General features: G+C 68.2%; 10 protein-coding genes. 6 read left to right on the forward strand and 4 right to left on the reverse strand.

The annotated features are described in order from the left end of the window. Positions 1-117: 117 nt before the first annotated feature. The 4 genes from dusB (at position 118) to AMD30_RS25190 (ending at position 4,769) form a co-directional block, all read left to right on the forward strand. Positions 118-1,251, forward strand: a complete 1,134-nt coding sequence (dusB, locus tag AMD30_RS00280; protein ID WP_269432730.1) for a tRNA dihydrouridine synthase DusB — start codon at positions 118-120, stop codon at positions 1,249-1,251. Between the two features lie 176 nt (positions 1,252-1,427). Continuing rightward, positions 1,428-3,683, forward strand: coding sequence for an LCP family protein (locus AMD30_RS00285; protein WP_055474366.1), 2,256 nt, complete (start codon positions 1,428-1,430; stop codon positions 3,681-3,683). Positions 3,684-3,790: 107 nt separating this feature from the next. Further along, positions 3,791-4,453, forward strand: coding sequence for a phosphate signaling complex protein PhoU (gene phoU, locus AMD30_RS00290; RefSeq protein WP_044507185.1), 663 nt, complete (start codon positions 3,791-3,793; stop codon positions 4,451-4,453). Between the two features lie 166 nt (positions 4,454-4,619). After that, positions 4,620-4,769 (forward strand): hypothetical protein, encoded by a 150-nt coding sequence (locus AMD30_RS25190; protein ID WP_010840602.1) that lies wholly within the window; start codon positions 4,620-4,622, stop codon positions 4,767-4,769. Positions 4,770-4,874: 105 nt separating this feature from the next. On the opposite strand, the gene pstB is transcribed toward AMD30_RS25190, so the two are convergent. The 4 genes from pstB to pstS all read right to left on the reverse strand — a co-directional run bounded on the left by pstB (position 4,875) and on the right by pstS (position 8,846). Then, positions 4,875-5,651: a phosphate ABC transporter ATP-binding protein PstB gene (gene pstB, locus AMD30_RS00295; protein WP_010840603.1), complete on the reverse strand. Its 777-nt coding sequence runs from the start codon at positions 5,649-5,651 to the stop codon at positions 4,875-4,877. 46 nt (positions 5,652-5,697) lie between these two features. Beyond that, complete coding sequence (pstA, locus tag AMD30_RS00300; RefSeq protein ID WP_035716889.1) at positions 5,698-6,597, reverse strand: phosphate ABC transporter permease PstA; 900 nt, start codon at positions 6,595-6,597, stop codon at positions 5,698-5,700. Positions 6,598-6,599: 2 nt separating this feature from the next. Beyond that, positions 6,600-7,628 carry a phosphate ABC transporter permease subunit PstC gene (gene pstC, locus AMD30_RS00305; protein WP_010840605.1) on the reverse strand — a complete coding sequence of 343 codons (1,029 nt, stop codon included), beginning with the start codon at positions 7,626-7,628 and terminating at the stop codon, positions 6,600-6,602. A 141-nt stretch (positions 7,629-7,769) separates the two neighbouring features. Then, on the reverse strand, positions 7,770-8,846 hold the full coding sequence (pstS, locus tag AMD30_RS00310; protein ID WP_010840606.1) for a phosphate ABC transporter substrate-binding protein PstS: 1,077 nt from the start codon (positions 8,844-8,846) through the stop codon (positions 7,770-7,772). A gap of 232 nt (positions 8,847-9,078) precedes the next feature. On the opposite strand from pstS, the gene AMD30_RS00315 reads away from it, so the two are divergent. Together AMD30_RS00315 and AMD30_RS00320 are read left to right on the forward strand one after the other, a co-directional pair. Beyond that, a complete protein-coding gene (locus AMD30_RS00315; RefSeq protein ID WP_055474367.1) occupies positions 9,079-10,380 on the forward strand; it encodes a hypothetical protein in 1,302 nt (433 codons plus the stop codon). Positions 10,381-10,445: 65 nt separating this feature from the next. Then, positions 10,446-11,441 (forward strand): glycosyltransferase family 2 protein, encoded by a 996-nt coding sequence (locus AMD30_RS00320; protein WP_055474368.1) that lies wholly within the window; start codon positions 10,446-10,448, stop codon positions 11,439-11,441. Positions 11,442-11,452 lie beyond the last annotated feature (11 nt).

The raw sequence follows: 11,452 nt of genomic DNA on the forward strand, positions 1-11,452 counted from the left end.
TCGACGCACCCGGCGCCTTCGACCACCGAAGGCGCCGGTCCCAGCTCCCTGAGGAGCGAGCTTGCGAGCGCCGGTCCCAGCTCCCTGAGGAGCAAGCTTGCGAGCGTCTCGAAGGGGCTGCGCATCGGCTCGATCGAGCTGGCCAGCCCGGTCGTGCTCGCCCCCATGGCCGGTGTCACGAACGTCGCGTTCCGGACGCTGTGCCGTGAACTCGAACTCGCCCGCACCGGCACCGTCTCCGGGCTGTACGTCTGCGAGATGGTGACGGCTCGCGCACTCGTCGAGCGGCATCCGGTCACGATGCACATGACGACCTTCGGACCCGACGAGAATCCACGGTCGATGCAGCTCTACACCGTCGACCCGGAGTACACGTACCAGGCCGCGAAGATGATCGTCGACGAGAACCTCGCCGACCACATCGACATGAACTTCGGCTGCCCGGTCCCCAAGGTGACGCGCAAGGGCGGCGGTTCGGCGATCCCGTACAAGCGCACCCTGTTCCGCAAGATCGTCGCCGCGGCCGTCCGCGCCACCGAGGGCACCGACATCCCGGTGACGGTGAAGTTCCGCATCGGCATCGACGACGAGCACCGCACCCACCTCGACGCCGGCCGGATCGCCGCGGAGGAGGGCGCGGCCGCCGTGGCCCTCCATGCGCGCACCGCGTCGCAGCGCTATTCCGGCGAGGCCGACTGGGACGAGATCGCCCGGCTCAAGGAGCACGTGACCTCGGTGCCCGTGCTCGGCAACGGCGACATCTTCGAACCCGCCGATGCGGTCGCGATGATGAACCAGACGGGCTGCGACGGTGTGGTCGTCGGCCGCGGCTGCCTCGGCCGTCCCTGGTTGTTCGCCGAACTCGCGGCCGAACTCGGTGGTTTCGCGGCCCCCACGCCGCCGAACCTGGGCGAGGTCGCCGACATCATGGTCCGGCACTGCCAACTCCTGGTCGATCACCACGGTGAGATGAAGGGCTGCCGCGAGATCCGCAAGCATGTCGCCTGGTACCTGCGCGGCTTCCCGGCAGGTTCGGAGATCCGCCGGCGGATGGCGCTGGTCGGCAGCGTCGACGAGCTGCGTGAGCTGCTCGCCGAGTTGCCCGCCGACGCCCCCTTCCCGTCCGACGGCCACGGCCCGCGCGGTAGGCAGGGTTCGCCGGCCAAGGTCGCACTGCCGGACGGGTGGCTCGACGATCCGGACGAGGACGTCATCCCGGCCGGCGCTGAGATCATGCACTCCGGCGGTTGAACCGAACTGCGAAAACCGTCACAACCGCCGCCTGGCTGAGACCCATTCTCAGGTGCAATCAGTACTATTGCGCGGAGGTCCCGGCCGCCGGGGCCTCACATCTGTGCGCACCGCGCTGGTCGAGCCCCGATCTGCGGTGACTTGCGAACCAGACCACGGGGCATGAGGAACGTGCATTGAGTCGTAGGACACCGGGCCCGGACGACCCCGAGGCGGGCGACGCCGATCGCTCTCGTCGTGGCCGTCGCGCCGGACCCTCCCGCGACGACTTCGTCCCGGCGCCGGGTCAGGACGCGACCGGCCCCGCCGATCCCGGTACTCAGCCGCCCGCACACCCCAGCCTCCGCGAGCCCCGCTCGGCGGATCGTTTCGTCCGTGGACGAACGCGGCTCACGGTCCGCCAGCTCATGGAGCAGATGAACGCGGAGGAGTCGGCACCCGCCGAGCCGCCCGCGGGTCCCGGCCGGCCCGGCACCCGCCGCGCGATGCCGCCACGTCCGGAGTCACGGACGCCCGAGATCCCGCCGTCGACCCGCGGACGGGCCCGCCGCCTCGGCCAGCCGTTCGGTTCGGGCGCCGAGCCCCCGCCGGCTCCGCCCGGTCGCGCGCCGGACAGCCCGCAACCGGCACCCGACGACCGCCCCACCACGGTCCACCGCTTCGACAACGACGTCACCCAGAAGATCCCGACCGTCGGCGACTCCGCACCGGACCTGTCCGACCGCGCGACCGCTAAGCGGGCCATCGAGGAATCCCGTGCCCAGGAGCCGGTCGCCGGGCCTCCGGCCGGCGCCCCGGCCGTGCAGCCGCCGCTCGAGCGCACTCCCGACCTCACCGGCCCCCTCGCCCTGCGTTCGGCGCCCCGACGCCATCCCGGGCGCGACGAGGACCGCCCGGGCGCGATGCTCCGCAAGACCGCCGCGACCGGACGGATCCTGGTCGCCATCGCGTGCGTGCTCGCCCTCGTCGGCACCGGATTCGTCTGGGGCTACCTGCAGTCGTGGAACGGCAACTGGCGCAATGTCACCGCCGTCGATCCCGATGACCAGAACATCCGCAACAAAGACGCCCAGTACGGCGACGAGACCTATCTGATCGTCGGAACCGACACCCGGGGCGGACAGAACGCCAAGGTCGGCGCCGGCACCACCGCCGACGCCGAGGGCGCCCGTTCGGACACCGTCATCCTGGTCAACATCCCGGCCAACCGCGGTCGCGTCGTCGCGGTGTCCTTCCCGCGTGACCTGCAGGTGGACCAGCCGGCGTGCAATGCGTGGGACAACGAGACCGGCCAGTACGGCGCCGAGATGCCGCCCCAGAGCGGCGTCAAGCTCAACAGTGTCTACTTCTACGGCGGTCCGCAGTGCCTCGTCCGCGTCATCACCGCGATGAGTGGCCTCAACATCAATCACTTCATCGGGATGGACTTCTACGGTTTCGAAAAGGTCGTCCGCGCGATCGGCGGCGTCGAGGTCTGTTCGACGGTCCCGCTCTACGACTACGAGATCGGGCAGATCCTGCGCAAGCCCGGCAAGCAGAAGCTCACCGGCCGGCGCGCCCTGAACTACGTGCGCGCCCGCAACATCGCCTCGGAGGGCAACGGCGACTACGGCCGGATCAAACGTCAGCAGTTGTTCATGTCGTCCCTGCTGCGGTCGAGCCTGTCGGGCAATGTCCTGTCGAACCCCAACAAGCTCAACGGGATCGTCAACACCTTCATCGAATACAGCTATGTCGACGGAGTCGACACCCAGTCGCTGATCAGCCTGGCCGAATCGATGCAGGGCATCGAGGCCGGACGCGTCTCGTTCCTGACGATCCCGACCTCGGGTACGTCCACCGACGGGGCCAACAACGAGATCCCGCGCACCAGCGACATCGACGCGATCTTCGACGCCATCATCGACGACCTGCCCCTGCCGGGCGAGCAGGCACGCAAGAAGCCGCCGTCGTCGTCGAGGGCTCCCTCGAGTTCTGACGCACCGAGCACGAACGCCGACGCCGGCACTCCCGGACCCGTCACCGCCACGGCACAGAATCCCGGCAACGTGGGCGTCCGGGTGCTCAACGGCACCGATCAGACCGGTCTCGCCACCGAGGTGTCCGAACAACTCACCCCGTACGGCTTCGACGTCCGCGGTGTCGCCGACGCCTCGGAGAACCGCGACGACACCGTGGTGCGCTACGGGCCGGGGCAGCGCGACGCCGCCGCGACCCTCGCCGAGATGTTCCCCAACGCGAGCATCCAGCTCGACCGAACGGTCAAATCGGGCGTCGAGCTCATCGTCGGTGCGGATTTCGCCGGCACCCTCGGGTCCGTGCCGGCCTCCGGGGCGACGCTGACCGCGAATCAGCTCGCACCCGCCGAGAACACCGGCAATCTGCCCAACGACCTGGCGATCACCAACGCGGGTGACACCACCTGCACGTGATCGGCGAACGTCCGCGACCGTCCGGGTGGACGGATCTGCACCCGACGTTCACTGTGCGTTCATCGGTCGGAGTCGGAGTCGTGTGATCACGCACGTATCCTGGGATCATGCGTACCGCCTACCAAGAGCAACTCGAGGCGCTGACCTCGGTACTGGGTGAGATGTGCGAGCTCGCCGGCACTGCGATGGCGCGCGCCACGCAGGCCCTGCTGCAGGCCGATCTCGCCGTCGCCGAAGAGGTCATCGGGGACACCGACCGGATGAGCCGGCTGACGGCTCGCGCCGAGGAACAGTCCTTCGCGCTTCTCGCGCTGCAGGCCCCGGTCGCCGGCGACCTGCGCGGAGTCGTGAGTGGATTCCAGATCGTCGCCGACGCCGACCGCATGGGTGCGCTGGCCCTGCACGTCGCGAAGGTCGCACGTCGTCGCCACCCGGCGAAGGCCCTCCCCGAAGAGGTCAACGGCTACTTCGCCGAGATGGGCCGCTTGGCGGTGACCCTGGCGAAGAACGCGCACGAGGTCCTGGTGACCAGCGACCCGCAGGCCGCGCTCCGTCTCCAGGAGGACGACGACGCGATGGACGACCTCCATCGCCACCTGTTCACAGTGCTCATGGACCGCGAATGGAAGCACGGCGTCGCCGCCGCGGTGGACGTGACACTGCTCGGCCGGTACTACGAGCGGTTCGCCGACCATGCGGTGCTGATCGGACGCCGCGTGGTGTTCACCGCGACCGGCAAGACCCCGGAGCAGTTCCAGACCCTTGGGTGATTTCCCTCGCTGGCGCTGATCGCCGAGCGGAGGACCACACGAAAGAGGCCGAGAATTCAGTTTCGCACACTGAACTCGGCCTCTTTTTCATGTCCGTGAAGATCTGTGCCCGGACCGAGTCCTGCGAGATTTCAGTTGCGTCCAGCTCGTCGTTAGGGTGGCGGACATGGCCCAGCACTATCCGACCGAGCCCGATTTCAATGCGGTGACCGACGAGGACGCAGAGGCTGCCGCCCATCGACGCAAGATACTGACATACCTGGGTGTGACCGCGTCACTGGTCGCCATGCTGGCGATCCTGGTGCTCAACATGTGACTCCGCGACTCGTCGACAGCCGGAGCCCGCCGCACCCACACCCGCCGACACGACGAGGCCCGCTCCCCGGACGGGTGAGCGGGCCTGGTCGGTGTCGCGGTCGATTCAGCCGAAGCGGCCCGAGATGTAGTCCTCGGTTTCCTTCTTCGTCGGGTTCGAGAACATCGTCTCGGTGTCGTTGATCTCGACGAGCTGACCGGGCTGGCCGACCGCCTCGAGATTGAAGAACGCGGTCTGGTCGCTGACGCGGGCCGCCTGCTGCATGTTGTGGGTCACGATGACGATGGTGTACTCCTTCTTGAGTTCACCCATCAGATCCTCGATGGCCAGTGTGGAGATCGGGTCCAGCGCCGAGCACGGCTCGTCCATGAGCAGGACGTCGGGCGAGACCGCGATCGCACGGGCGATGCACAGACGCTGCTGCTGGCCGCCCGACAGGCCGCCACCGGGCTTGTCCAGACGGTCCTTGACCTCTTCCCAGAGGTTGGCGCCGCGGAGACTCTTCTCCGCGACGTCGTCGAGCTGTGACCGGTTCCGTACACCCTGCAGGCGGAGGCCGGCGACGACGTTGTCGCGGATCGACATCGTCGGGAACGGGTTCGGCCGCTGGAACACCATGCCGATGGTCGCGCGCACGCTCACCGGGTCCACGGACTTGCCGTAGATGTCCTCGCCGTCGAGCAGGACGCTCCCCTTGGCGTAGGCGCCCGGGGTCACCTCGTGCATGCGGTTGAGGGTTCGCAGCACCGTCGACTTGCCACAGCCCGACGGGCCGATGAAGGCGGTGATGCACCGCGGCGGGACCTCGAGGGTGACGTCCTTGACCGCGTGGAAATCGCCGTAGTAGATGTTCAGGTCTTTGATGTCGAGGCGCTTGGCCATGGCATTGGTCCGTTCTGGAAAAAGATGACCCGAGATGGGTGGGAGGTCAGGAGGTCTTGGGGGCGAAGAGCTTCGACACCGCCTTGGCACCGAAGTAGACGATGGCGACGAGGATCACCAGCGTCAGCGCCGCACCCCACACCTGGTCGAAGGCGCCCGGCCCGTTGTTGTACTGCTGCACCATCATCAGCGGCAGCGACTGCTGGTTGCCCTCGAACGGGTTGAAGTTCATCGCTCGCGTGGCGCCGACGAGGATCAGCACCGGTGCCGATTCACCCATCACCCGGGCGATCGCGAGCATGACGCCGGTGACGATGCCCGACAGTGCCGTCGGCAGGACGACCTTCACGATGGTCTTCCACTTGGGGATGCCCAACGCGTACGACGCCTCCCGCAGGTCCTGCGGCACGATCTTCAGCATCTCCTCGGTGGCGCGGACCACCAGCGGAACCATCAGGAGCACCAGCGCGATGGCCACCACGAATCCCGAGCGGGGCAGGCCGAGTGTGGTGCGCCATACCGCGTAGACGAACAGCGCGGCGACGATCGAGGGCACGCCGGAGAGGATGTCGACCATGAAGGTGGTGACGCGTGCCAGGAGCGATTTCTTGGTCGCGTACTCAACCAGGTAGATGGCGACGAAGATGCCCAGGGGAATGGAGATGACGGCGGCGAGCGCGGTCTGCATCAGGGTGCCGACGATCGCGTTGGCCGCACCGCCCTTCCGCTCGGCCTGGGTCCACCAGTCGATGTCGAGGATGGTCTCGATACCCCGCGACAGCAGGGTGAAGACCAGCCAGAGGAGCGGGACGAGTGCCACCAGGAGGGCGGCGACGACGGCGACACGCACGGTGGCGTCGGTGAAACGCCGGCGCCCGGACATCGGGGTGAAGCCCGACGGCTTCTTGACCGGGTCGGCCGCGGAAGTTGTCGTTGTCACAGACATGGTCACTTCTTTCCGGCGACGACCGCGCGGGCGGCGGCGTTGACGATGAAGGTCAGGACGAACAGGGTCAGGCCGGCCGAGATGTAGGCGCCGGTCTTCGCCGGGGAGTCGAACTCGGCCGCGTTGTTGGCGATCTTCGTGGCGAAGGTCTCGCCGCTCTCCATCAGGTTGAAGTTCATCGGCCCGACGGTCGAGATGATGAGCAGCAGCGCCATCGTCTCGCCGAGCGCGCGGCCCAGGCCGAGCATCGACCCGGAGATGTAACCGGAGAACCCGAATGGCAGCACCGCGACCTTGACGACCTCGAACTTGGTGGCGCCCAGCGCGAGCGCCGCCTCACGATGACCCTTCGGGGTCTGCATGAAGACCTCGCGGGTCACCGCGGTGATGATCGGCAGGATCATGACGGCGAGCACGATTCCCGCGGTCAGCAGCGTTCCGCCGGTGCTCATGTTGGCGACCTGGGTGGGCTGCTGGAAGAAGGGCAGGAAGCCGAGGTTCGCGACCAGCCACTCGTTCACCGGCACCAGCGCCGGGCCGAGCACGAGGATGCCCCAGAGGCCGTAGACGATCGAGGGCACAGCGGCCAGGAGGTCGACGGTGTAGGTGATCGGGCCGACGAATCGCTTGGGCGCGTATTCGGTCAGGAAGATCGAGATACCGAGTGCGACGGGCATCGCGATCAGCAACGCGATCACCGACACGACCACCGTCGCATAGAAGAGCTGCGGGATGCCGAAGGCGAGCTGATCTCCACTGGTGATCCACTGACCGGTGTAGGTGAAGAAGTTCTCCTCGTTCTTCGCCAGCGACGGGATCGCCTGTGCGAGAAGGAAGAGCGCGATCAGCGCGATGACGAGGGAGACCACGAACCCCGACCCGACGGCCAGATTCCGGAACACCTTGTCGGCGACCCGGTGATGCGCGGCTGCGTGCAGTTTGGATTCCGGTTGGTCTGGCGATGACCCGGGGGCGTTCGATTCACCGGTGTCCGGCGGAATCGCGCCACCCTCTTTGCTCAGCGAGGTCATGCGTCCTTCTTGTGATTCGGCTCTGGTCATTGGGGCACTTCCCGCCGTCTCGTGGACACGCGAAATGTCGTGTCAGTGTGTCAACCACGTGCGCGGGGCCGCAACCGAAGCGGCCCCGCGCACGCGATCAGATGGGGTTGATCAGGCGTTCCCGGACCCACCGGACAGCGAATCGATGGTTCCCTGCAGCTTGGCCTTGAAGGCGTCGGGGACCGGCACGTAGCCGATCTCCTCGAGGCCGGCCTGGCCGTCGTTGAGGATTCCGGTGAAGGCGTCCTTCAAGGTCTGGCTGGTGGCCTCGTCCTCGTAGCCCGCGGAGCAGACGATCGAGTACGGGGTGAGCAGCAGCGGGTACGCACCCGGAGCCTTGGAGGCGAACAGCGCGTCGGTGTCGACGACGAGGTCCTTGCTGGCCGGGTCCTTGAAGGCCAGCGACTCGAGGGCGGTACCGGCGCTCTCGGCGTTCAGCGCGACCGGGCCGGCACCGAAGTCGACCTGCGCCACTCCGAGGTCGTTCTCGGTGGCGAAGCCCCACTCGACGTAGGTGATCGATCCGGGGGTCTTCTTCACGGTGTCGCCGACGCCGGTGGACTTCGAGGCACCCGAGCCGACGCCCTTGGGAGCGAATTCCTTGCTGTGCTCGTACGGCCAGTCGGCGGGAGCCGAGTTCTCGAGGAAGCGCTGGAAGTTGTCGGTGGTACCGGAGCTGTCCGAGCGGTACACCGGGACGATGTCGCTGGCGGGCAGCTGCACGCCCGGGTTCAGTGCGGCCACGGCCGGGTCGTTCCACTTGGTGATCTTGCCGTTGAAGATCTTCGCGATGACGCTCGGGTTGAGCTTGAGGTCGTCGACACCTTCGAGGTTGTAGGCGACCGCGACGGGACCGACGACCAGCGGCAGGTGCCACGGGGCGTTGCCGTTGCAGCGCGCGGTGGCCTCGGTGACCTCGTCGGCCTTGAGGGCGGAGTCCGACCCGGCGAAGTCGACGTCACCCGCGATGAACTTCTTGATGCCGTCACCGGAGCCGCTGCCGGTGTAGTCGAGCACGATGTCACTGTTGTCGGTCAGGACCTGGCTGAAGTGCTCCATGGCCTTCTGCTGCGCGGTGGAACCCTCGCCGCTGACCGTCTGTTCGCTTCCCCCACCGCACGCCGTCACGAGAGTCAGTGCCGCGATCGCCGACACCGACGCCAGGGCGCCGTTCCGATTGATTTTCACCGCTGGTGTTGCCTTTCCGTTCGCGTTCTCCGCCCCGACTGGCGTCGGGTCCGGAGTGTCCGAATGGAAAGCTATGGGGGCGTGGTGGACTGATCCCCTACAAAAGATGAACTGCGGGTGAACTGGCCAAGGCAGACGGGGTGAGAACAACTTCGGGGCGAGCGTACGTGATCTGCGTAACCCGACATTCGGGACTTAGGCAAGCCTTGCTATAGTTTCCCGGATCGCACTCATGGCCACGCCCTCACCCACCGCGGCTTCGACCCCCCGGCACGTCGACCCACCGGCATCCCGACCCGGCACGCTTTCGCGTTTCCGCTGCGCGGCGATCGACCTGCTGCACGGACACAACCGGGCGGCACTGGTGATCGGCCCGCTCGACCTCCCGTCCCGCGCGGTGGCCGCCGACCGGATCGTGCGCCTCGCGCGGGTGGGGCCGCACACCCGCGTCGGCCTCCTTCCCTCGCCCCATCGACGCGAGTGGGTCTTCGACCCCGACGCCGCCGCCGACTCGGTCGTCGACGCGTCACCGCCGGCGCCCGGCACAGACCCGGCCCGCCTGTTCGATGTTCTGTACTCGTTGCCCCACCGGCCGTTGCGGATCGTGCTGGCCGGCGACCACCTCGCCCTGGACTACGACCACGGACTCGGCGACCTCACCCTGCTGAATCTCATCGTCGACGTCATCGTGGGCGCGGTCGACCCGTCGACGCTGCCGCGCCGGGGACCTGTTCTCCCCCCGCTGCTGGTCGCGTCTGCGATCACGGTGGCCGACCCGCGCCGCGCCGTCTCGCTGCTGCGCTTCCAGCGGCACCGCGAACCCGTCGAGCCGCCTCGCACCCGACGCCCGGTTCCGCCACGACGGCCGGTCTCCGCGAACGTCCACATCGCGGCCCCCGCGGTGGACGCGATCCGGGCCGGGCGGACGTCGTCCATGCCGGGAACGGGGCTGTTCGCCATCTACACGGTTGCCCTGGTCGCGGCGCTGACCGAGGCGGGCGTCCGGCTCGACCCGATGGTCACGTTGCCCTTCGACGCCCGCACATACCTGCCATCCGCGATGCGGACCTACGGCAATTTCTCTGCCGGGCTGAGCTTCCCCGTAGACGAGGCCACCTCGGCTGCCGCGCTGCAGCGCGCGATGACCGCGTCGGCCCGGATGGGACGGCCGACCGCCAATCTGGCACTCGCCACGATCAAGACCCTGTGCCGTCCACGCGACGACCGCGGCTCGGCGTCGCCGGCCCAGCACGTCCCGGCCGACGGTCGGGTCCGTGCCGAACTGCTCCACTCGAGTGTCGGCCACCTGCCCGGACACGAACGCGGCTGGCAATGGTCCGACCCCGCCCGCGCCGCGGTCATCGGGGTGGCCACGCCGCCGTCGGCAACCGGGATCACGGTCACGACCGGTTTCGTGGGCGGCGCGGTCTCGATGACCGCGGCGTTCCGCGACGACGTCTTCGACCCGGCGCGCATTCGCGCGGCGATGGACGCCGTCGCCGGGCACGCCGTACGGATCGTCGGGGTGTCCTGACGTCCATCACTCCCCCGGTCACACCGCGAACCACATCTGATCCCGAGCTACCGAAGGCCGAAACCGTGCTGTCCTCCCATCCTGTCGATCCACTGGCCGACCAGGCGACCCCCGTTCCGGGTGCCCCCGACCCCGACGCCCCGGTCCGCCCCTATCCGACCCTGTCGGTGGTCGTCTGCTGTTACACCGAACGCAGGCGCCGGCTGCTCGACATCGCGATCGCCGAGATCCGGGCACAGCTCGGCCCCGGTGACGAACTCGTCCTCGTCGTCGATCACAACGAGACCCTGTGGGCCGACCTCGCGGCCGCACATCCCGACGCGGTCGTGTGCGCGAACGAGGGATCCCGCGGGCTCTCCGACGCGCGCAACTCCGGCACCGCCGCCGCCCGCGGTGACATCGTCGTCTTCATCGACGACGACGCGTGCCCGGCACCGGGGGCACTCGCGGCCGTTCGGGCCCGATGCGCGGACGCCGACATCGTGGCGGTGGGCGGAGCCGTTGTGGCGCAGTGGGATTCGCCCGCGCCCCGGTGGTTTCCCGAAGAATTCGGATGGGTGATCGGTTGCGACTACCGAGGACTGCCCGGCGACGGCTCGGCCATCCGCAACCCGATCGGCGCCGCGATGGCGGTCCGCCGGGACGCACTGACCGACATCGGCGGATTCTCGACGCGGCTCGGCCGGCGCGGCACGATGCCCGCCGGATGCGAGGAAACCCTCATGGGCATCGACCTGCGTCGTCGCGATCCTTCCTCGAAGATCTTGCGCGACACCACTTTCGAGGTCACACATGCGGTGACCGACGACCGCGCCCGGTTCGTCTACTTTGCCCGTAGGTGCTACCAAGAGGGACGCTCCAAGGCGATTCTGTCCGAATTGGCCGGCACCGGCGATGCCCTGTCGAGCGAGCGGAGATACACCACCCGGGTGCTGCCCTCCGGGGTCTGGCGTCATCGCCGGACCCCGAGTCGTGTCGGCGCGCTCGTCATGGGCTTCGTGTTCACCTGCGCCGGATACGTTTCCGGCCTCGTCCGCCGCGACCGTGGTGTGTCCCGATGATGGGGCCCGGA

This window comes from Gordonia sp. HS-NH1 (assembly GCF_001418765.1).
Lineage (GTDB): Bacteria > Actinomycetota > Actinomycetes > Mycobacteriales > Mycobacteriaceae > Gordonia.